The sequence below is a fragment of the Nonomuraea phyllanthi genome (genome assembly GCF_006334985.2).
Classification (GTDB): Bacteria; Actinomycetota; Actinomycetes; order Streptosporangiales; family Streptosporangiaceae; genus Nonomuraea; species Nonomuraea phyllanthi.
In genome coordinates, this window is record NZ_VDLX02000006.1 from 111,511 (window position 1) to 131,588 (window position 20,078).

The following is a 20,078-nucleotide window of genomic DNA, read 5'->3' on the forward strand; positions in this document are numbered from 1 at the left end:
TGGCCGTCCCTTCCAAGGAAAGTCCTTATATGGAGACTTGTAAGTCCTCGGCTGAGGATATAACGTCTCGGGCGTGGAGGGAAGGCGCGCGACGGGCGCGCCGTCCCGGTGCCACCGACGAGGAAGAGGTGCGCTCATGGTCGACCTGCCCAGCAGCCCGCTGGCCGACGTGGACCCCGAGTTCGAGAAGATCGGCCTGGAGACGGCCGGGCTGACGTTCGGCCTGCCGGGCACCGGCACGCGGGAGAAGCTCCTGCAGATCACCGCGCACGACGTGTGCTCCGGCCGGCTCGGCCTGGCGTACACGATGCACGTCATGGCCATGAACATGCACGGCGTCCCGTACGCCGACATGCTGGCCCTGATCAGGTTCGTCGCCCCGTACGCGGGCTATCCGGCGGCGGCCGACGCGCTGGGGCGGCTCAAGCAGGTCGCGAAGGAGCTGGGCATCGACACCGCCGCCGAGCCCGCTCAGGTGGCCGAGGGCGCCCACGGGCCGGGCTCGCGCGCCGACGACCTGTGGCTGAACGGCTTCCTGGCCTCCCGCCTCGGGCGGGCCTGGTCGGAGGTGCGGCTCAGCGTGCGCGAGCGGGCGTTCGTGGCGCTGACGGCGCACGTCGCCGCCCGCTCCTTCGGCGGGTCGTTCCGCGCGCACGTGGCCGTGGCCCTGGAGGCGGCGGGCGAGGACGCGGTGCGCGACGCCGTACGGCTCACCGCGGAGCTGGGCGTCCTCGACACGGTCGCCGCCATGGAGGAGCTCGACCGGGCACTCCGCGAGCTGGACGGGACGCTCCACGAGGCCGGCCACGACCAATGACGCGAATCGTATACTCGTCTGACGATTGATCCTTTGGGAGGGGTTGCGTGGGCCCGCGGGTGAGCCGGTGGAGCGTCAACTGCTCGATCCTCTACACCGACCTGCCCCTGCTCGAACGCCCGGCCGCGGCGGCGGCCGACGGGTTCACGGCGGTCGAGTTCTGGTGGCCGTGGCAGGTCGCCGTGCCCGGCGACCGTGAGGCGGACGCGTTCGTCCGCGCCGTCTCGGACGCGGGGGTGCGGCTGAGCGGGCTCAACTTCTTCGCGGGCGACATGCCGGGCGGCGACCGGGGGCTGGTGTCGTGGCCGGGGCGGTCGCGCGAGCTGCTGGACAACATCCCCGTGGTGGCGGCCATCGGTGAGCGGCTCGGCTGCCGGGCGTTCAACGCGCTGTACGGCAACCGCGTCGAGGGCGTCGAGGCGGAGGAGCAGGACGAGCTGGCGGCCGAGATGCTGGCGGCCTGCGCCCGGGGAGTGGCGGGGACCGTGCTGGTGGAGCCGGTCAGCGGCGCCCCGCGCTACCCGCTGCTGACGGCCGGCGACGCCGTGGCCGTGCTCGACCGCGTGGCCGGCGTGCCCGGCGCCCGCGTGGGGCTGCTCGCCGACTTCTACCACCTGGCGGTCAACGGCGACGACGTGCCCGCCGTCATCGAGCGGCACGCCGCGCGCATCTCCCACGTGCAGATCGCCGACGCACCGGGCAGGGGCGCGCCGGGCACGGGTACGCTGCCGCTCCGGCAGTGGATCGACGACGTGCACGCTGCCGGATACGACGGATATGTCGGGCTTGAGTACCGCGCTGAGGGGCCGGACGCCTTCAGCTGGCTCCCACCCGGGCAGCGGGCCGCCCGCGAAGGAGGACCAACGTGACCACCATCGCCTTCATCGGGCTCGGCATCATGGGCAGCCCCATGGCGATCAACCTGGTCAAGGCCGGGCACACCGTGAGCGGCTACAACCGGTCGCCGGAGAAGGCCCGGCCCCTCGCCGACGCCGGGGGCCGGGCGGCGGAGTCGGTCGCCGACGCCGTGACCGGCGCCGAGATCGTGGCGCTCATGGTCCCCGACTCGCCCGACGTCCAGCACGTGCTGACCGGCGACGACGGCGTGTTCGCCCACGCCGCCCCGGGCACGCTGGTCATCGACTTCTCCACGATCCGCCCCGACGTCACCCGCGACCTGGCCGCCGAGGCGGCCGGCCGGGGGCTGCGCTACCTCGACGCTCCCGTGTCGGGCGGCGAGGCGGGCGCGAGGAACGCGGCCCTGTCCATCATGGTGGGCGGGGAGCCCGCCGATTTCGCGGCCGCCCGGCCGGTGTTCGACGCGCTCGGCAGGACCGTGATCCACGTGGGGCCGAGCGGCGCCGGCCAGACGGTCAAGGCCGCCAACCAGCTCGTCGTCGCCGCCACCATCGAGGCGCTGGCCGAGGCGGTGGTGTTCCTGCGGGCGTACGGGGTGGACCTGGAGGCGGCGCTCGACGTGCTCGGCGGCGGCCTGGCCGGCTCGGCGGTGCTGGCGCAGAAGCGGGCCAACCTGCTCGGCCACTCCTTCGAGCCCGGCTTCCGCATCGCGCTGCACGACAAGGACATGGGCATCGTGACCTCGGCCGCCCGCGAGGCCGGCGTCGTGCTCCCGGTCGGGGCGCTGGTCGCCCAGCTCGTGGCCTCGGCCAACGCCTCGGGCGACGGCGCGCTCGACCACTCGGCGCTCCTGCGCGTCGTCGAACGCCTCTCGGGCTCCGACCGGCCCTAGCCCCGCCCTCGGGGACGCGCCCGCGAGCGGTTGATCATGCTCCTCGCGGCTCGCTACCTTTGGACGCCTTTGTACGGCACCCCATCGGCGGCGAGCCGGGCCCGCGCGGGGAGGTCATGCCTCTTCGTGCACCTCGATGGCGGCGGCGGGGCACACGGCCGCCGCCTCCAGGACCGCGGCGCGCTCCTCGGCCCCCGGCTCGGACCGCAGCAGGACGACGATGCCGTCCTCGTCGCGCTGGTCGAACACCTCCGGCGCGATCAGCACGCAGTTGCCGGCGCCGCAGCACTTGTCCTCGTCGACGGTGATCTTCATCTCGGCTCCTTCCTTCACCAACGGACCGGCAGGGTGCGCAGGCCGCCGACGGCCAGCCCCTCCACCCGCTCCAGCTCCGCCACGGGCACGGCCAGCTCCAGGCCGGGAAGCCTGCGCAGCAGCACCTCGAGCACGACCTGCAGCTCGGTGCGGGCCAGCGCCTGGCCCAGGCAGGAGTGGGCCCCGGCGCCGAACGACAGGTGCGCGTTGGGGCTGCGCGTCTGGTCGAACCGGTCGGCGGCCTCGAAGGCGTTCTCGTCGCGGTTGGCGGCGGCCATGCTGCAGACCACGGTGGTGCCCTTGGGCAGCACCGTGCCGCCGACCTCGGCCTCCACGGGCAGGTAGCGGGGCAGGCCGAAGCCGGAGTTGGCGTCGAGGCGCAGCGACTCCTCCACCGTGGTGCGGATCAGCGAGGGGTCGGCCAGCAGCCGCTCCCAGCGGGACCGGTCGGCCAGCAGCATCGCGACCATCTTGCCGATCATGTTGGCGGTGGTCTCGTGCCCGGCGACCAGCAGCGCCATGCCGGTGACGAGGATCTGCATGTCGGTCAGGCCGCCGTCCTCGGCGCCGCCGGCCGCGATCAGCTCGCTCAGCAGGTCGTCGCCCGGCCGCTCCCGCTTGGCGGCGACGTGGCCGGACATGTACTCGAAGAACGCGAGCTGCGCGGCCTCGATCTCCTCCTTGGAGTAGCGGGTGAGGTTGAGCAGCGTGTCGGACCAGTACGAGAACCGGTCCCGGTCGGCGGCTGGCACGCCGAGCATGTCGCAGATCACGTAGACCGGCAGCGGGAAGCCCAGCCCGGCCCTCAGGTCGCCCGGCGCGCCGCGCTCGATCAGATCGTCGATGAGGTCGTCGGCGATCTGGGCCATCCCGGGCCGCAGGGCCGCCATGCGCTTGGCGGTGAACCACTTGCCGACCAGGCGCCGCCAGTGCTGGTGCCCCTCGCCGCCGTCGGGGATGAACTGCGCCATCTCGCTGTTGAACACGCCGCCGTCGGTCGTCAGCCGCGCCGCGTCGGGGGCGGTGAGCTGGCGGGTGAAGCGCGGGTCGGCCAGCACCAGCTTGACGTCGTCGTACCGGGTCAGCAGCCGCGCCCGGTCGCCGCTGGGCAGCTCCACGTGCGCCACCGGGCACGTGCCGCGCAGCTCGGCCCACTCCGGAGGCGGGTCGAGCGCCGCGTCGTTGGGGATCGGGTAGGGCAGCACCTGCTCGTCGATACTCATTCGCAGCTCCTTGTGAAGGGAAAAAGCACGGTCATGTCTAGTTCGCGAGTGCCTGCTGGCGCAGGAGGCGGGCCTGTTTGGGCATGTTCCAGCCGAGCACGCCGGTGACCCGGCCGTCCTCGCGGTAGAGGGCGGCGAAGCGCTGCTCCGCCGGGTCGCCCTCGGCCACGCTCAGCTCGGCGGCCGGTGAGGGCAGGCCGTGGGCCTGGATCTTGACGTCGTACTGGTCGGTCCAGAAGTAGGGAATCGGCGTGTACGGGCGATCGGCGCCGAGCAGGTTGGCCGCGACCACCTGGGCCTGCTCGGTGGCGTTGGTGCGGTTCTCCAGGCGTAGCCGCCTGCCGTACCCCTCGTGCTCCCACGACGCCACGTCCCCGACGGCGTAGACGCCCTCGGCCGCGCGGCAGCGCGAGTCGCACTCCACCCCGTCGCCGAGCCGCAGCCCGCTGCCGGCCAGCCAGCCGGTCGCGGGGCGTGCCCCGACGGCCACCACGACCGCGTCGGCGGGCAGCAGCTCGCCGGTGGCCAGCCGCACTCCCGTGACGCGCCCGTCCGCGCCGGTCAGCTCGTCGACGGTGACGCCGAGCCGCAGGCGGACCCCGCGCTCGGCGTGCTTCCTGGCGAGCTCGCCGCCGATCACCTCGCCGAGCTGGGCGCCCAGCAGGGTGCCGCCCATCCCGGCGAGGGTGACGTCCAGGCCCATGGTGCGGGCGGTGGCGGCGACCTCGGTGCCCAGCACGCCCTCGCCCACGACCACGAGCCGCCGCGCGGCGGTCAGGTGGGCGCGCAGGGTGAGCGCGTCGTCCAGGCCGCGCAGCACGTGGACGCCCGCCGGCCCGTCCTGGCCGGGCAGCCGGCACGGGGTCAGGCCGGTGGCGATGACCACGGCGTCGGCGCGCAGCACCCGGCCGGAGGCGGTGGTGACGGACCGCTCCGCCGCGTCCAGCGCCACGGCGGGCTCGCCCTGCGCGAACTCGGCGCCCAGCGCGTCGAGCTGGGTCTGGCCGCGCAGCTGGGCGCGGGCCGGCTCCCAGGCGCCGGCCAGGACCTGCTTCGACAGGGGCGGCCGGTCGTAGGGCTGGTGGGGCTCGGCGTCCAGCAGCGTGAGCCGCCCCTCGTAGCCGAGCCGGCGCAGCGCCTCGGCCGTGCTCAGCCCGGCGGCCGACGCACCGACGATGACGATGCTCCCCGGCGGGGTCACCGGGCGCCGCCCAGCCGGACGGCTGCACATACGGGCATCAGCATGATCCTTTCGGTCGTCGCGCCATCTCACGTTAGCCTACATCTGCAAGATAACTGACATGTGTAAGAAGAAGGTAAACTGACGGACGTGGCCACGACGAAAGACAGCAACACCTCATCCGGTGACCGGCGGGTCCGCCGCACCCACGCGACGCTGGCCCGGGCCCTGCTCGAGCTCGTGGAGGAGCGCGAGCTGTCCAGGATCAGCGTGTCCGACGTGGCCGAGCGCGCCGGGGTGAGCCGCTCGGCCTTCTACGACCACTACCGCGACGTCCACGAGCTGGCCGAGGCCGCCTGCACGGCGATGATCGACCGGCTGATCAGATCCCTGCCGTCCCCCGGCCCCGGCACCGCCGACCCGACGGACGAGGTGACCCAGTCGCTGGCGGAGTTCTTCGCCGCCCTCGCCGAGCACGGCGGGCTCTACCGCAGCCTGCTCGGGCCGCAGGGCAGCCCGCGCGTGGCCGACCACATCCGCCGCCGCGTCAGCGTGGCCGTGCGCGAGCGCGTCCGCCAGGCCGCCGGCGAGCCGCCGCAGGCGGGGGCGGAGGGAGGCGCGGACCGCGAGGACGACCTCGACGTGCCCGCCGCGTTCACCGCGGGGGCGCTCATCGGCGTGGCCACCGAGTGGCTCACGCGCGGCTGCCCCCGCTCGCCGGCCGAGATGGCCGCCCTGACCTGGCCCCTGTTCAGCGCCCTCCACGCCGCCGTCATGCGCTGACCCGCCCAGCTCCGCGCCGCCGTCAAGCGCGGCTCCCCCCACGCCCCCTGTCGCCGTCATGCGCTGAGCATCACTCGCCGGTACGGGCGGGCCCGCCACCGCCAACTTTCCTTTTCCGAAAAGGTGCCATAACCTTCGGAAACGTGTACGAATCGCTGCCCGAGGGCGATCCCACCGTCCTGGCCGCGGTGGAGGCCGCCGTGCCCGGCATCGCCCGGACCCGGGTGAGCGACCGGCTCGGCATGGCCCACGACGCCTCGCACTACCTCCTCACCCCGCAGGCCGTCCTCGTGCCCGAGAGCGCCGAGCAGGTGGCGGCGCTGCTGCGCACCGGCCTCCCGCTCACCTTCCGCTCCGGCGGCACCAGCCTGAGCGGCCAGGGCGTGAGCGAGCACCTGCTGGTCGACACCCGCCGTCACTTCCGCTCCATCGAGGTGCTCGACGACGGGGCACGCGTACGGGTGCAGCCCGGCGCGGTGCTGCGGCAGGTCAACGCCCGGCTCGCGCGCTACGGCCGCCGGCTGGGCCCCGACCCGGCCAGCGAGGCGGCGTGCACGATCGGCGGGGTCGTCGCCAACAACTCCAGCGGCATGACGTGCGGCACGCACGCCAACACGTACCGGACCCTGGAGTCCATGACCCTGGTGCTGCCCAGCGGCACCGTCCTCGACACCGGCGCCCCCGACGCGGACGAGCGGCTGCGCGCGCTGGAGCCGGACCTCGCCGAAGGGCTGCTGAGGCTGCGCGACCGAGTCCGGAAAAATCCGGACTCGGTGCGGCGCGTCACCGCCCAGTTCTCGCTCAAGAACACCATGGGCTACGGCCTCAACAGCTTCCTCGACCACGACTTGCCCGCCCAGATCCTCGCCCACCTGGTGATCGGCAGCGAGGGCACGCTCGGCTTCGTCGCCGAGGCGGTGCTGCGCACGGTCCCCGTACACCCGCTCGCCGCCACCGGCCTGCTCGTCTTCCCCACCCTGCGCCAGGCGATGGCCGCGATGCCCGGCCTGGTCGCCGCCGAGCCCGCCGCCGTCGAGCTGCTGGACGCCGAGTCCCTGCGGGTGGCCCAGACCGACCCCAAGGCCGACGACGTGCTGCGCACGCTCACCGTCGCCGAGCACGCCGCGCTGCTGGTCGAGTGGCAGGAGCCGGACGCGGACCCGCTCGGCGCTCGCGAGCGCGCCGCCGAGGAGCTGTTCCCGTCGCTGCCGCTGGCCGCGCCGGCCCGCCTCAGCAGGGACGGCGCGGGCCGGGCGGCGCTGTGGCACATCCGCAAGGGCCTGTACGCCTCCGTCGCCGGAGCCCGGCCCAGCGGCACCACCGCCCTGCTGGAGGACGTCGCCGTCCCCGTGCCGGCGCTGGCCGACCTCTGCGACGACCTGACGGCCCTGTTCGCCAAGCACCGCTACGAGCGCAGCGTCATCTTCGGCCACGCCAAGGACGGCAACCTGCACTTCATGCTGAACGAGCGCTTCGAGACGGACCTGGAGCGCTACGCCGACTTCACCGAGGACATGGTCGAGGCCGTGCTCGGCCGGGGCGGCACGCTCAAGGCCGAGCACGGGACGGGCCGGGTCATGGCGCCGTTCGTGCGCCGCCAGTACGGCGACGAGCTGTACGAGGTGATGCGCGAGGTCAAGCGCCTGTGCGACCCCAAGGGCACGCTGAATCCCGGCGTCGTCCTCACCGACGCCGAGGACGCGCACCTGCGCGACCTCAAGAGCGTCGTGACCGTCGAGCCCGAGGTCGACCGGTGCGTGGAGTGCGGCTACTGCGAGCCGGTCTGCCCCAGCCGCGACCTGACCACCACCCCGCGCCAGCGCATCGTGCTGCGCCGCGAGATGGCCGCCGCCCGCCGGGCCGGCGACCACGCGCTCGCACAGCGGCTGGAGGAGGAGTACGGCTACGACGCCGTCGACACCTGCGCCGTGGACGGCATGTGCGCCACCGCCTGCCCCGTCCTCATCAACACCGGCGACCTGACCAAGCGCCTGCGCGCCGAGCGCCACGGCCGCCTGGCGCGCAAGGGCTGGAAGGCGGCCGCCGGTCACTGGGACGGCGTCACCCGCGCCATGAACCTCGCCCTGGACGCCGCCGCGGCGGCCCCGGCCGGGCTCGCCGAGGGGGCCAGCCGCGCCTCCCGCGCCGTCGCCGGTCCCGAGGCCGTGCCGGGGTGGAGCCGCGACCTGCCCCGCGGCGGGACCCGCCGCCGCCCGTCCCCCGCGGGCGACGCCGACGCCGTCTACCTGCCGTCCTGCCTGAACACCCTGTTCGCGCCCGCCGAGGGCGGACCGGGCGTCATGAGCGCCCTCCGGCGGCTGGCCGAGCGCGCGGGCCTGCGCCTGCGCGTCCCCGAGGGCATCGGGGGCCTGTGCTGCGGCACTCCCTGGTCGTCGAAGGGCTACACCGACGGGTACGAGGCCATGGGCCTGCGCGTCCGCGACGCGGTCGCCGAGGCCACGGACGGCGGCCGCCTCCCGGTCGTCAGCGACGCCGCCTCCTGCACCGAGGGCTTCCACCGCCTGGACGTGCAGGTGGTCGACGCGGTGGCCTACACCGCCGAGCACATCCTGCCCCGCCTGACCGTCCGGCGCCGCCTGCCGTCCCTCGCCCTGCACCCCACCTGCTCGTCCACCCGGCTCGGCCTGGACGCCGCCATCACCCGGATCGCCGAGGCGGTCGCCGAGCGGGTGGTCGTTCCGGACGGCTGGCAGTGCTGCGCGTTCGCCGGGGACCGCGGGCTGCTCCATCCCGAGCTGACCGCCTCGGCCACCCGCGCCGAGGCCGCCTCGGTGGCCGCCGGGGGCTTCGCCGCCCACGCCTCGGTCAACCGCACCTGCGAGCTGGGCCTGACCAGGGCCACCGGCGAGCCGTACCACCACCTGCTCGAACTCCTCGACCAGGTCACCGCGTAAGGGCGGCGTCGCGCGGCATCTCACAACGGTCACGCCCGCGGCCGGAGAAGCAGATAATCCGCAACGAAACTAGACTGGGAGTCATGACCGCCATGGCGCCCTCGCGCGCGGAGCCCGACCTGTCGTACTTCCTCGACCGCACCGGCCACGTGCTGCGCACCCAGATGACGGCCGCGCTGGCGGAGATCGGGCTGACCGCCCGCATGCACTGCGTGCTCGTGCACGCCCTGGAGGAGGAGCGCACGCAGATCCAGCTCGCGGAGCTCGGCGACATGGACAAGACCACGATGGTGGTCACGGTCGACGCCCTGGAGAAGGCGGGCCTGGCCGAGCGCCGCCCGTCCAGCACCGACCGCCGCGCCAGGATCATCGCCGTCACCGAGAAGGGCAGGGAGGTGGCCCACCGCAGCCAGGAGATCGTCGACGGCGTGCACCGCGCCGCCCTCGAATCGCTGCCCGGCGACGAGCGCGAGGTGCTGCTCAGGGCGATGCGCCGCCTGGTCGAGGGCCACCTGTCGACCCCCGTGGAAGCCCCGCAGGCGCCTCGCCGGCCCCGCCAGTAGGGCCGAAGTAGATAGTCTGCAACAAAACTATCTGTTAAGGTCTCTCCTGTTCGCCTCTGAACGGGAGAAACCGGTATGTCTCATTCCCCACGCCTCGCGCTCGCCGTGCTGTCGGCCGCGAGCCTCATGACGATCCTCGACGGCAGCATCGTGACCGTGGCCATGCCCGCGATCCAGCGCGACCTCGGCTTCACCCCCGCCGGGCTGAGCTGGACCGTCAACGCCTACCTGATCGCGTTCGGCGGGCTGCTGCTGCTGGCCGGACGGCTGGGCGACCTCATCGGCCGCAGGGCCATGTTCCTGGCGGGCAACGCCGTCTTCACCGCCGCCTCGCTGCTCGCCGGCGCGGCGACCGGGCCGGGCCTGCTGATCGCCGCCCGCTTCCTGCAGGGGATGGGCAGCGCGATGGCCTCGGCGGTGGTGCTCGGCATCCTCGTGACGCTGTTCACCGGTCCGGGGGAGCGGGCGAAGGCCATCGGCGTCTTCAGCTTCACCGGCGCCGCCGGTGCCTCGATCGGCCAGGTGCTGGGCGGCGTGCTCACCGACGCGCTCAGCTGGCACTGGATCTTCTTCATCAACGTGCCCATCGGCCTGGCCACCGTCGCGCTGGCGCTCCGGGCGCTCCCCGCCGACCGGGGCCTCGGCCTCGCCTCGGGCGCCGACGTGCTCGGCGCCGCGCTGGTGACCGCCGGACTGATGCTCGGCATCTACACCGTCGTCAAGATCGAGGAGTACGGCTGGCTGGCCGGCCACACCCTGGGCCTCGGTGCCGTCTCCGCCGCCCTGCTGGCCGCCTTCTTCGTCCGCCAGACCAGGGCCCGCACGCCGCTCATGCCCCTGCGCGTCCTCCGCTCGCGCAACGTCTCCGGCGCCAACCTGGTGCAGATGCTGGCGCTCTCGGCCATGTTCGCGTTCCAGATCATCGTCGCCCTCTACATGCAGAAGGTCCTCCAGTACGGCGCCCTCGCGACCGGGCTGGCGATGCTGCCCGCCGCCGTGCTCATCGGCGGGCTGTCGCTGTTCGTCTCCGCCCGCCTCAACACCCGCTTCGGCGAGCGCGCCGTCCTGGTGGCCGGCCTGGCGCTGCTGCTGGCCGCGATGGGCTGGCTCACGAGGGTGCCCGTGCAGGCGTCCTACGTCACCGACCTGCTCCCCGTGATGCTGCTGATCGCGGGCGGCGGCCTGGTGCTCCCCGCGCTGGCCGCGCTGGGCATGTCGGGCGCCAGGGCCGACGACGCCGGGCTCGCGTCCGGGCTGTTCAACACCACCCAGCAGATCGGCATGGCGCTCGGCGTCGCCGTGCTGTCCACGCTGGCGGCCTCGCGCACCGGCACCCTGCTCGCGGCCGGGGCCTCCGAGGCTGCGGCGCTGACGGGCGGCTACCGGCTGGCGTTCGCCGTCGCGGCCGGGCTGCTCGCCGCCGCCCTCGTCGTCAGCCTCGCCGTGCTGCGCCGCCCCGCCGCTCCCGCACCGGCCGGGGACGAGGCGGACGCCCTGGCCGCCACTCCTTGACGATCTCAGACGAACAGGCGCCGGGAGACGACACCGCTGCCGACCTCGTGCCCGTACCAGAGCTGGAAGCCCTCACCCGGGCGGAGGTAGTCGACCGCCGCGTCGTCGTGGATCAGCATGGACACGATGTGGTCCTTGTCGCCGGGCCGCAGCGGCTGCTCGTCCTCCGTGCTGATCGCCGCCGGGAACGGCCGGCTGTGGACCTCGTGCCCTTCCTGGTGACGTCCCCGGACGATCAGGGACCGCGTGCGGCTGGGCAGCTGGTGCGACAGCCCGCCCTCCTCGGGCGGCAGGAGCGTGATCAGCGCTCTGACTTTCACGTTCGTGGTCATCGGACAGACCTTTCTCGTGGTGCGACCGGTCTGTGATCGTCCTCCCGGCCGATCGCCCTCACCGACCGTTACCCTGACGGGCCGCGGCGATACGTACGGCCCCCGATCGGCGTGACAGCGCAGGTCAGTTACGCGGTGAGGTTTTCGGGGGAGGACGAAACGGATAGCTGCCGGGCCGAAACCCAACCGCGCAGGCCGGGCATCGGAAAGAGTCGCCATTGATGGTCATCGCGATCACCCTGGCAGGGGCGTGCCTGCTGGGGCTAGGTTTCGTCGCCCAGCAGCACGCCGCCTACCGGGAGCCGCTCGAGGAGATCCTGCACCCTCGGCTGCTGCTGCGACTCATCCGCATGCCACTGTGGCTGGGCGGGATCGGGCTGATGTTCTGCGGCCAGATCCTCGGCGCCATCGCCCTGGGGCAGGCGGACGTGTCGGTGGTGACACCGCTGCTCGCGACGAACCTGCTGTTCGCCCTGACCGCCGCCCACGTGATCTACAAGGAGCAGTTCGGCCGCCTGCTCCAGCTCGGCGCCGTGCTGGTGAGCGGGGGAGTGGCGCTGTTCCTGATCGCCGGGCAGCCGCACGGCGGCGACCACCCGTCGCCGACCTCCCCGCAGTGGCTCGCGGCGGTGCCGGCGATCATCCTCGCGGCCGGGCTGGTCGCGTTCGGCATGCGGCGCTCGCTGAAGATCAAGGCGATGTCGCTGGCCGCCGCCGCCGGGGTGCTCTACGGGTTCCAGGACGTGCTGACCCGCAGCTCGCTGCTCACCCTGGAGGACGGGCTGAACGTGTTCGCGACGTGGCAGCTGTACATGGTGCCCTGCGTCGCCGTGGTGGGGCTGCTGCTCAACCAGAGCGCGTTCGACGCCGCCCCGCTCCAGATCTCGTTGCCGGCCACCACGGCGGCCGAGCCGATCAGCGGGATCGTGCTCGGCGTGGCGATCTCCAGCGAGCGCCTGCGGGTCGATCCCGTGGGGCTCGCGGGCGTCGTGGCCGGGCTGATCGCGATGGTGGCGGGCATCGCCATCCTCGGCCGCTCCCCGTTCCTGGCCAAGCCGCCGGAGGGCAGCCTCCAGAGGCCGGACGGCGGCGATCGGCGAGGCGGCGACGTGCCCTGACAGGCGCTCCCCGGCAGGCTCGGGTGCCCTGACATGGGACAAACTTGGGACGCCACTTCTTTATGACGGTCACTTTTGCGGGCAAGAGGGCCGCCGTGAGCATTGTGCCAAAAAGGCCCCGCCGGGCCGCCGTGCCGAAGGTGATCGCCGGTCCCAGCCGGTACCTGGACGACCGCCTGGGCGCGGCGGGATTCGCCAAGCGGAACCTGCGCAAGATCTTTCCCGACCACTGGTCGTTCCTGCTCGGCGAGATCGCGCTGTACTCGTTCGTCATCCTGCTGCTGACCGGGACGTTCCTGACGTTCTGGTTCAAGCCCAGCATGCAGGAGGTCACGTACAGCGGGCCCTACGCGCCGCTGCTCGGCGTGGAGATGTCCGGCGCGTACGCCTCGACCATGGAGATCAGCTTCGAGGTGCGCGGCGGGCTGCTGATGCGGCAGATCCACCACTGGGCGGCCCTGCTCTTCGTGGCCGGGCTCATGGTGCACATGCTCCGCGTCTTCTTCACCGGCGCCTACCGCAAACCCCGCGAGATCAACTGGCTGATCGGCATCACGCTGCTGGCGCTGTCGCTGGCCGAGGGGCTGACCGGCTACTCGCTCCCCGACGACCTGCTGTCCGGCGCCGGGCTGCGGATCGCCCAGGGCGTGTTGCTGTCGATCCCGCTGGTCGGCACCTTCCTGTCGTTCTTCCTCTTCGGCGGGGAGTATCCGGGCGACGACGTGATCACCCGGTTCTACGCGCTGCACATACTGCTGATCCCGGGCATCCTGCTGGCGCTCATCTCCGCCCATCTGGTGCTCATGTGGGTGCAGAAGCATACGCAGATGCCCGGCAAGGGACGTACCAACATGAACGTGGTGGGCGGGCCGTTCCTGCCGTCCTTCATGGCCAAGTCGGGCGCCTACTTCCTGTTCACGCTGGCCGTCGTGGCGGGGCTCGCCACCTTCGCGCAGATCAACCCGGTCTGGTTGTACGGCCCGTACACGCCGGCGGACATCTCGGCCGGCTCCCAGCCCGACTGGTACCTCGGCTTCATGGAGGGCGCGCTGAGGATCATGCCGTCCCTGGAGCTCAACGCCTTGGGCTTCACCTGGCCGCTGAACGTCTTCATCCCGGCCTTCATCCCCCTCGGCATCATCCTCGTGGGCCTGGTGCTCTACCCGTTCCTCGAACAGTGGATCACCGGCGACCGGCGCGAGCACCACATCGCCGACCGCCCGCGCAACAACCCGCACCGCACCTCGATCGGCGTGGCGGCCATCACCTTCTACGTCGTGCTCCTCCTGCTGGGCGCCAACGACGTGATCTCCGCCAACTTCCAGATCTCCCTGTACGCCACCACCTGGTTCGGCCGGGTCGCGATCTTCGTCGGCCCGCTCATCGCGTACATCGTCACGTACAAGATCTGCCTGGGCCTGCAGCGCCGGGACGCCGGGATGATCGGCCACGGGGTGGAGACGGGCGTCATCAAACGCCTCGGCCACGGCGAGTACATCGAGCTGCACGCGCCCGCGGCCGACGACATCGAGGCCCACGTGGAGGGCAGGGAGGCCATCGCGATGCTGACCGCGCCGGAACCGGGGGAGGAGGTGCCCCCGGTGCGGGCCCGCGGGCCGCTGGGGCGGCTCAGGACGCGAATGAGCAGGACGTACGGCGAGGCCATGGTGCCCATCGAGCACGAGCCCCACGGCGGCGACGGCGAGGCCGCCCCCGAGCGGGAGACCGAGCCGAGCGGATAGGCGCGTCCGGGAAGGCGTGCGAAAGGGCCGGCCGCGTGGGCGGGAGACCGCCTGGGGAGGCTCGGCGGCGGGCCTGTTATGTTGAGCGCCGGTGCGCCGCGACAGGAGGGCGCCGGGCGGGGCGAGGAGAGACGGCATCATGGCGCGCGGCTCGCTGCTCTCCCGCTTCCAGCATCCCACGCAGGTCGTCGTCCTCGGCTTCGGCGCCGCCGTGCTGCTCGGCAGCCTGCTGCTCGCCCTGCCGGTCGCCACCACCTCGGGCGAGTCCGCGGGCTGGCTGGCGGCGCTGTTCACCGCGACGTCGGCCGTCTGCGTCACCGGGCTGGTGGTGGTGGACACCGCGGGACACTGGTCGGCCTTCGGCGAGGTGGTGATCGCGGGCCTGATCCAGGTGGGCGGGCTCGGCATCATGACCCTGGCCACCGTCTTCACGGTCCTGGTCTCCGGCCGGATCGGCTTACGCGTGAGGATCCTCGCCCAGGCCGAGACCAAGACGCTCAGCATGGCCGACGTGCGCGTGGTCGTCGGCAAGGTGGTCCTGTTCAGCCTCGCCTGCGAGGCGGCCGTGGCGACGGTGCTGACCGCCCGGTTCCTGCTGGGGTACGGCGAGCCGTTCGGGCGGGCCCTCTACCTCGGCGTGTTCCACGCGATCTCGTCCTTCAACAACGCCGGCTTCGCCCTGTGGCCGGACAACCTGGTCCGGTTCGTGGGCGACCCGTGGATCTGCCTGGCGATCGCGCTCGCGGTCATCGTGGGCGGGCTGGGCTTCCCGGTGGTGTTCGAGCTGCTGAAAACCTGGCGGCAGCCGCGCCGGTGGTCGATGCTCACCCGCGTCACCGTGGCCGTGACCGCCGTGCTGCTGGTCGCCGGCACCCTGGTCTTCCTCGGCACCGAGTGGCACAACCTGAGAACCCTGGGCGCGCTCGACGATCCTGGCAAGTTCCTGGCCGCCTTCTTCACCGCCGTGATGCCGCGTACGGCCGGCTTCAACAGCCTGGACATCTCCCAGATGCACCCGTCCAGTTGGCTGGCCACCGACGTCCTGATGTTCGTCGGCGGCGGCAGTGCCGGGACGGCCGGTGGCATCAAGGTGACCACGTTCGGCCTGCTGGCCTTCGTCATCTGGGCCGAGCTGCGCGGGGAGCCGCAGGTCAACGTCGGCCGCCGGCGGCTGTCCGAGCAGGCGCAGCGCCAGGCCATCTCCCTCGCGGTCATCAGCGTGGGGCTGGTCGCGGTGTCGACCTACCTGATGCTGGTGTTCACCCCGCACAACCTGGACCGGGTGCTCTTCGAGGTGGTCTCGGCCTTCGGCACGGCCGGCCTGTCCACCGGCATCACCGCCGACACCGGAACCGCCGGGCAGCTTCTGCTGGTCCTGCTGATGTTCGTCGGCCGGACCGGCCCGCTCACCCTGGGCTCCGCGCTCGCGCTCAAGCAGCGCACCCGCCACTACGAGCTGCCCGAACAGAGCGTCATCGTCGGCTGAGCGGGTCAGCCAGCCGGGCCGTCGTACAGATCGGTGAAGGTCTCCAGGAAGTCGTTCCAGTCGCCGTTCAGGTTGCTCACGAGCGTGCTGGTGCCCTGCCGGTCGCCCATGGCGTACGTCACCGAGCCCTGGATGTAACCGCCGCCGCCCCAGAGCGTGGCCCCTGACGGAAGCGTCTGGGCGTAGACGCCGAGGCCGTACCTCGTGTCCGGGACCCAGTCGCGCGTCGGGACGGTCGTGAACATCTCCTCCTGCTGGGCCGGCGCCAGCAGCCGCCCGCCCAGCAGATCGCGCAGGAACCGGTGCAGGTCAAAGGTCGTCGATACCATGCCGCCCGCGGCCCCGGCCCAGCTCAGGTCGGCGTCCGTCACGTCGTGGACCTCCACGGGAGCGCCGAACGCGTCGGCCTTCGAGTAGTGCCGGGCGTGCGGCTCGCGGAGCGTGTTGTCGGTGCCCGGCAGGTACGTGCCCGCCAGGCCCAGCGGCCGGGCGAGGCGGCGGTCGATCTCCTCGGCCAGCGTCGAGCCCGTGACTTGCTCGACGATCATCCCCACCAGGTTGTAGTTGACCTTGGAGTAGATGAACCGCTCGCCCGGCTTCTCGGGACTCGGGGGCTCCTGGCCGGGGAAGGCGTCGGGCAGCCCGCTGGTGTGGTTGAGCAGCCGCCTGACCGTGATCCCGGTCCCGTCGCCGCCGAGGTGCTCCTCCACCACGCCGGGCAGCCACGCGGCCACCGTGTCGTCCAGGCTCAGCCTGCCCTCGGCCGCGAGCAGCAGGACGACCGTGCCGGTGAACGCCTTGGTGAAGCTGCCGATGCGGAAGTGCTCGCCCGGCCGGCGCGCCCGTCCGGTCGCCGTGTCGGCCACCCCTGCCGTGCCGAACCACGGCTCCGCCTCGCCGTCCTGAAGCTCGGCCACGATGCCGGGAACGCCCCCGTCGGCCACGGCCCGGTCGAGCGCGGACTGAATGTCGGAAATGGATCGCATATAAGCAACCGTAGTTGACTAAATCGCTGATAGTCAACCTGAGTTGCTTGGCGTGGACGGCAGCCGCGCGGCAGCGTGGGCTGGGGCACGTGCTGGTGATCCCGGTCGCCCACCGCCCGACGATCCTGGACGTGGCCCCGGAGGAGGAGCGGCACCTGATGAGCGCCTCAGCCCGCACCTCTGACCGGGGCCGGCTGGGATGGCGTTCTCCGTAGGCCCTGGTGGTGCGACGACCGGGCTCCTCATGCTCAGCCTGCCGATTCGCGGCACGGCGCGGCGTGGTGATCGCGAAACGGTGGGCCGGACGCCGGCGTCCGGCCCACCGAGATCGCGCGTGTCAGCCGATGGCGTTGATCCTCCAGTTGACGCCGATCTGGTAGCGGGCGGCCAGGCGGCCGTCGCCCTTGCCGGGATAGACCCAGAGCGTGCCCTGGCTGTCCATGGCGACCAGGTCGGCCTTGCCGTCACCGCTCAGATCCATGGCCGTGGCCTTGTAGGTGCTCCAGCCGGTGCCGGACTGCGTGCGCTCGGCGAGGTCGACGCCGCTCTGGCTCGTGTTGGCGTAGAACCAGAGCTCGCCTGATCTGTCGATGGCCATGACATCGGTTCGGTCGTCGCTGTCGAAATCGGCGGGGAAGAGGCGGTAGTCGGTCCAGCCGCTCCTGCCGATCCGGATCCTGCTGCCCCCGTCGGGGTAGTACCACAGCTCGCCGGTGCTGTTCTTGACGCTGAACAGGTCGGCGTGGGGGCTGCTGTCGGCGTTGCCGGCGGCGAGGACGTACTGGTCCCAGCCGGTGCCGATCTTCTTCCTGTTGCCGTAGGACGGACGCCCGTTCTGGTTGGGGTACATCCATAGGACGCCGTCCGAGCCATGCATGACGACGTCGGCCAGACCGTCGGCGTCCCAGTCGGTGACGACCCAGGTCAGGGAGCCCCACCCGGTGCCGATCTTGACCCGGTTGCTGACGCTGACCGTGTTCAGTCCCGAGCCGCCCTGGTTCGGATACATCCACAGGTCGCCGTTTCCGTCGGTGATGACGACGTCGTTACGGCCGTCGCCGTCGATGTCGTGATCGTTCAGCTCGGGCGTCAGCGAGAGGCCATTCCACGTCTGGACGGTGGAGAGCATGCCGTCGAAGTGGTCGCCGATCCTTGTGGCGCTGGTCCTGTGCGCGCCCACACGCAGCGCGCCGGTGGCCTTCCACTTCTCGGTGTGGCGGACGCTGGCGACATTCCGTCCGTTGACCCAGAGGATCACGGTGCCGATGGAGGCTTTGTACGTCACGGTGACCTGCGACCACACACCTGCCGGAGCGCTGCCCGCGGGTGCGGAGACGGTGTCCCAGGCGGGAGCGGCCACGTCGGACCGGCTCATGGCGAAGTGCCAGGATCCGGCTTCGACCCAGAGCTTGAAGCCGGCGGTGTTGACGCCGTCCTGGGACAGAACGGTGTCGGCGTCGGAAACGGCCGAGGCGGCGGAGTCGCCGGCGGCGGGTTTGGCCCGGACACTGAGGCTGAAGTCGGCGTCGGTGGCGACGGCGGGGCCGTCGGCCGCAAGGGATCCGGTGACGCCGTCGAGTTCGACGGCCGGGCTGAAGGAGTCGCCGGTCTTCCACGTCACGCCGGTGGTGGCGGTCAGCGGGAGACCGGTTCCGGTGAAGGCGCTGTCGGCGCTGGCGGTGACGGCGGTGCCCGACGTGGCGGTGGCGGGCAGGTCGGCCAGGGCCCAGGTGTGGTCCGCCGTGCTGGTGGTGATGGCGTTGGCCCAGGTCGCGAGATCGTCGGTGCGGGCGGCGGTGAGGGCGCTGCCGCTCCCGTCGGTGCCGGGGCATCCGGCCTGGCCCGCCTGACTGAGCACGGCGGCGACCTTGCCGCCGTCGAGGACGGGCGCCCCGGCCATCCCGCTGCACACGAGCGGCCCGGCTTCGGCGGTCAGCGTTGTGGCGGTGGCGGCCGTGAAGGTGACCTGCGCGCCGTCCTGCTGGTCGGTGGTCCAATCGGTGGCCGTCATGCCGGCGCGGCTGTAGCCGACGGCGGACAGCTCGACACCGGTGGGTGCGGCGGTGGCCAGCGCGATCGGAGCGATCCCTTCGACCGGGCCGGCCAGCCGGGCGAGAACCACGTCGCGTCCGGGGCGCGGGCTCAGCCAGTCGACCTTGGTGGCCGCCTTTCCGGGGAACACGACATGGGTCTCGCCGGCCGGTGGGCCCTCGGCCGACTGGGGTTGGCTCGGGTCGGCGGCCAGACAGCTCGCGGCGCCGAGCGCCCAGCGTGGCGCGACCAGCGTCACGGTGCACTCCCGGCCGGCGGCGGCGAGCCTGCCGACCGCCGCCTGCTCGCCGGTGACCGGCGCGGGGCCGGTGCCGGTACGCAGTTGCAGCAGCATGGTCGGCGACGCGTTCGGGTCCGCGCCCAGGCCCACCGGAGTGCTGCCGTTCGGATCCACCTCGACGGTGAGCTCTTCGCCGTCGTCGCTGCGCAGCTCCGCGGTCACCTCGTGACCGGCGCCCTCGCTCTGGCCGTCGCCGCGGATCTCGTACACGCCCGGAACTTCGAGATTCAGCACGCCGGAGGATGCCTTCACCTGGAAGCAGAGCCGGCCGATTCCGTCAGAGCCGATGGCCTCATCAGTGGTCCAGACCTTCAGCAGGCCGATCTCACCCTGTGCCGGCGTGGTGCAGTCGGCCAGCACGATGTGGCCGTCGCCGGAGATCAGCCTGACGTTCTGAGCCTCTAAGATCTCCGCCGCACCGGGATAGGGGTAGAGACCGCTGTCCACCAGCGACGGAACGGAGATCGCGGACGCGCCGGCCGGCGCCGGCCCGGCAAATACCGACAAGGACGCTGCCATCGCCGCCGCGACGCCCAGCGCCGCCCAGCGTGATGGTGAATTCATAGTCACAAACCTCCGGTGATGCCTGTCACGGATCGCGGGGCGGGATCCGTGCGCGGACGGTGGCCACCGTCCGTGAAACACGTCAAGAACTGTGGCGAGTGCCATCCGCGGAGAAAGCGTCACGCGGAAGTCCCGTTCACATTCCCAGCACAATTCGGGCCCGGCCCACCCGTTTCCGGAGATTGCCGGGCCCCCTTCACTGCTCCTCGCAGAACTCCTCAATGACGTAGCGTGCGCCGACATAATCGCGGAGGCGGCCGAGGATCTCGTCCCGCCGGCCGTGCATCCAGGCCGGTGTCACCCGCGGCCAGTATTCAGCGGATGGTACGTAGACGACATGGGGGCGGACGCCCCAGCCGCAGTCGAAGGTGAAGCTCGCGCCGTCTTCCCGGTAGACGATTCGCTCTTTCCATTCTTCGCTGATCGTGAAATTCATCTGACCAGGACAATGACGCCGGCC

At 72.2% G+C, this 20,078-nt stretch carries 18 protein-coding genes; 11 read left to right on the forward strand and 7 right to left on the reverse strand.

Annotated features, from left to right (window positions below):
• Nucleotides 1-136: 136 nt before the first annotated feature.
• From FH608_RS17735 to FH608_RS17745, 3 genes are read left to right on the forward strand one after another with little or no spacing between them, the layout of a single operon-like run.
• On the forward strand, nucleotides 137-817 hold the full coding sequence (locus FH608_RS17735; protein WP_226899644.1) for a hypothetical protein: 681 nt from the start codon (nucleotides 137-139) through the stop codon (nucleotides 815-817).
• A gap of 47 nt (nucleotides 818-864) precedes the next feature.
• The gene (locus FH608_RS17740) at nucleotides 865-1,686 is read left to right on the forward strand and encodes a hydroxypyruvate isomerase family protein (protein ID WP_139631639.1); all 822 of its coding nucleotides are present in this window, start codon (nucleotides 865-867) and stop codon (nucleotides 1,684-1,686) included.
• A complete protein-coding gene (locus tag FH608_RS17745; RefSeq protein WP_139631640.1) occupies nucleotides 1,683-2,567 on the forward strand; it encodes a 2-hydroxy-3-oxopropionate reductase in 885 nt (294 codons plus the stop codon). Before FH608_RS17740 ends, FH608_RS17745 begins: the two co-directional genes overlap by 4 nt.
• 114 nt (nucleotides 2,568-2,681) lie before the next feature.
• On the opposite strand, the gene FH608_RS17750 is transcribed toward FH608_RS17745, so the two are convergent.
• From FH608_RS17750 to FH608_RS17760, 3 genes are read right to left on the reverse strand one after another with little or no spacing between them, the layout of a single operon-like run.
• Nucleotides 2,682-2,882 carry a ferredoxin gene (locus tag FH608_RS17750; RefSeq protein WP_139631641.1) on the reverse strand — a complete coding sequence of 67 codons (201 nt, stop codon included), beginning with the start codon at nucleotides 2,880-2,882 and terminating at the stop codon, nucleotides 2,682-2,684.
• A 14-nt stretch (nucleotides 2,883-2,896) separates the two neighbouring features.
• Nucleotides 2,897-4,105, reverse strand: coding sequence for a cytochrome P450 (locus FH608_RS17755; protein WP_139631642.1), 1,209 nt, complete (start codon nucleotides 4,103-4,105; stop codon nucleotides 2,897-2,899).
• A 37-nt stretch (nucleotides 4,106-4,142) separates the two neighbouring features.
• Nucleotides 4,143-5,306 (reverse strand): NAD(P)/FAD-dependent oxidoreductase, encoded by a 1,164-nt coding sequence (locus tag FH608_RS17760; protein WP_226899645.1) that lies wholly within the window; start codon nucleotides 5,304-5,306, stop codon nucleotides 4,143-4,145.
• Between the two features lie 129 nt (nucleotides 5,307-5,435).
• Between FH608_RS17760 and FH608_RS17765 the strand changes: the two genes are divergently transcribed.
• The 4 genes from FH608_RS17765 to FH608_RS17780 all read left to right on the forward strand — a co-directional run bounded on the left by FH608_RS17765 (nucleotide 5,436) and on the right by FH608_RS17780 (nucleotide 11,058).
• A complete protein-coding gene (locus FH608_RS17765) occupies nucleotides 5,436-6,068 on the forward strand; it encodes a TetR/AcrR family transcriptional regulator (protein ID WP_139631644.1) in 633 nt (210 codons plus the stop codon).
• A gap of 143 nt (nucleotides 6,069-6,211) precedes the next feature.
• Nucleotides 6,212-8,983: an FAD-binding and (Fe-S)-binding domain-containing protein gene (locus FH608_RS17770; RefSeq protein WP_139631645.1), complete on the forward strand. Its 2,772-nt coding sequence runs from the start codon at nucleotides 6,212-6,214 to the stop codon at nucleotides 8,981-8,983.
• Between the two features lie 83 nt (nucleotides 8,984-9,066).
• Nucleotides 9,067-9,546 carry a MarR family winged helix-turn-helix transcriptional regulator gene (locus FH608_RS17775; protein WP_139631646.1) on the forward strand — a complete coding sequence of 160 codons (480 nt, stop codon included), beginning with the start codon at nucleotides 9,067-9,069 and terminating at the stop codon, nucleotides 9,544-9,546.
• A 75-nt stretch (nucleotides 9,547-9,621) separates the two neighbouring features.
• Entirely contained in the window at nucleotides 9,622-11,058 is a 1,437-nt protein-coding gene (locus tag FH608_RS17780) for an MFS transporter (protein ID WP_139631647.1), read from the forward strand.
• 5 nt (nucleotides 11,059-11,063) lie between these two features.
• On the opposite strand, the gene FH608_RS17785 is transcribed toward FH608_RS17780, so the two are convergent.
• On the reverse strand, nucleotides 11,064-11,390 hold the full coding sequence (locus FH608_RS17785) for a hypothetical protein (RefSeq protein ID WP_139631648.1): 327 nt from the start codon (nucleotides 11,388-11,390) through the stop codon (nucleotides 11,064-11,066).
• Between the two features lie 167 nt (nucleotides 11,391-11,557).
• Here FH608_RS17785 and FH608_RS17790 point away from each other — a divergent pair, with 167 nt between their 5' ends.
• The 3 genes from FH608_RS17790 to FH608_RS17800 all read left to right on the forward strand — a co-directional run bounded on the left by FH608_RS17790 (nucleotide 11,558) and on the right by FH608_RS17800 (nucleotide 15,736).
• Nucleotides 11,558-12,508, forward strand: a complete 951-nt coding sequence (locus FH608_RS17790; RefSeq protein ID WP_449867011.1) for a DMT family transporter — start codon at nucleotides 11,558-11,560, stop codon at nucleotides 12,506-12,508.
• A 95-nt stretch (nucleotides 12,509-12,603) separates the two neighbouring features.
• Nucleotides 12,604-14,250 carry a cytochrome bc1 complex cytochrome b subunit gene (gene qcrB / locus FH608_RS17795; protein ID WP_394367686.1) on the forward strand — a complete coding sequence of 549 codons (1,647 nt, stop codon included), beginning with the start codon at nucleotides 12,604-12,606 and terminating at the stop codon, nucleotides 14,248-14,250.
• A gap of 139 nt (nucleotides 14,251-14,389) precedes the next feature.
• Nucleotides 14,390-15,736, forward strand: a complete 1,347-nt coding sequence (locus FH608_RS17800; protein ID WP_139631928.1) for a TrkH family potassium uptake protein — start codon at nucleotides 14,390-14,392, stop codon at nucleotides 15,734-15,736.
• Nucleotides 15,737-15,741: 5 nt separating this feature from the next.
• On the opposite strand, the gene FH608_RS17805 is transcribed toward FH608_RS17800, so the two are convergent.
• Nucleotides 15,742-16,722 (reverse strand): serine hydrolase domain-containing protein, encoded by a 981-nt coding sequence (locus tag FH608_RS17805; RefSeq protein ID WP_139631651.1) that lies wholly within the window; start codon nucleotides 16,720-16,722, stop codon nucleotides 15,742-15,744.
• A gap of 47 nt (nucleotides 16,723-16,769) precedes the next feature.
• On the opposite strand from FH608_RS17805, the gene FH608_RS51515 reads away from it, so the two are divergent.
• A complete protein-coding gene (locus FH608_RS51515; protein WP_193318474.1) occupies nucleotides 16,770-16,937 on the forward strand; it encodes an HIT family protein in 168 nt (55 codons plus the stop codon).
• 122 nt (nucleotides 16,938-17,059) lie between these two features.
• Here the strand turns inward: FH608_RS51515 and FH608_RS17810 are convergent, their stop codons facing one another.
• Nucleotides 17,060-19,618, reverse strand: coding sequence for an FG-GAP-like repeat-containing protein (locus FH608_RS17810; protein ID WP_193318475.1), 2,559 nt, complete (start codon nucleotides 19,616-19,618; stop codon nucleotides 17,060-17,062).
• Nucleotides 19,619-19,814: 196 nt separating this feature from the next.
• On the reverse strand, nucleotides 19,815-20,054 hold the full coding sequence (locus FH608_RS17815) for a hypothetical protein (RefSeq protein ID WP_139631653.1): 240 nt from the start codon (nucleotides 20,052-20,054) through the stop codon (nucleotides 19,815-19,817).
• Between the last annotated feature and the right edge of the window lie 24 nt (nucleotides 20,055-20,078).

Excerpts from the sequence above, each read along its gene's own strand:
- FH608_RS17810 (WP_193318475.1), bottom strand. The coding sequence starts at position 19,618 with ATGAATTCACCATCACGCTGGGCGGCGCTGGGCGTCGCGGCGGCGATG.
- FH608_RS17785 (WP_139631648.1), bottom strand. The coding sequence starts at position 11,390 with ATGACCACGAACGTGAAAGTCAGAGCGCTGATCACGCTCCTGCCGCCC.
- FH608_RS17800 (WP_139631928.1), top strand. The coding sequence starts at position 14,390 with ATGGCGCGCGGCTCGCTGCTCTCCCGCTTCCAGCATCCCACGCAGGTC.
- FH608_RS17750 (WP_139631641.1), bottom strand. The coding sequence starts at position 2,882 with ATGAAGATCACCGTCGACGAGGACAAGTGCTGCGGCGCCGGCAACTGC.
- FH608_RS17775 (WP_139631646.1), top strand. The coding sequence starts at position 9,067 with ATGACCGCCATGGCGCCCTCGCGCGCGGAGCCCGACCTGTCGTACTTC.
- FH608_RS17780 (WP_139631647.1), top strand. The coding sequence starts at position 9,622 with ATGTCTCATTCCCCACGCCTCGCGCTCGCCGTGCTGTCGGCCGCGAGC.
- FH608_RS17815 (WP_139631653.1), bottom strand. The coding sequence starts at position 20,054 with ATGAATTTCACGATCAGCGAAGAATGGAAAGAGCGAATCGTCTACCGG.
- FH608_RS17805 (WP_139631651.1), bottom strand. The coding sequence starts at position 16,722 with ATGCGATCCATTTCCGACATTCAGTCCGCGCTCGACCGGGCCGTGGCC.
- FH608_RS17755 (WP_139631642.1), bottom strand. The coding sequence starts at position 4,105 with ATGAGTATCGACGAGCAGGTGCTGCCCTACCCGATCCCCAACGACGCG.
- FH608_RS17735 (WP_226899644.1), top strand. The coding sequence starts at position 137 with ATGGTCGACCTGCCCAGCAGCCCGCTGGCCGACGTGGACCCCGAGTTC.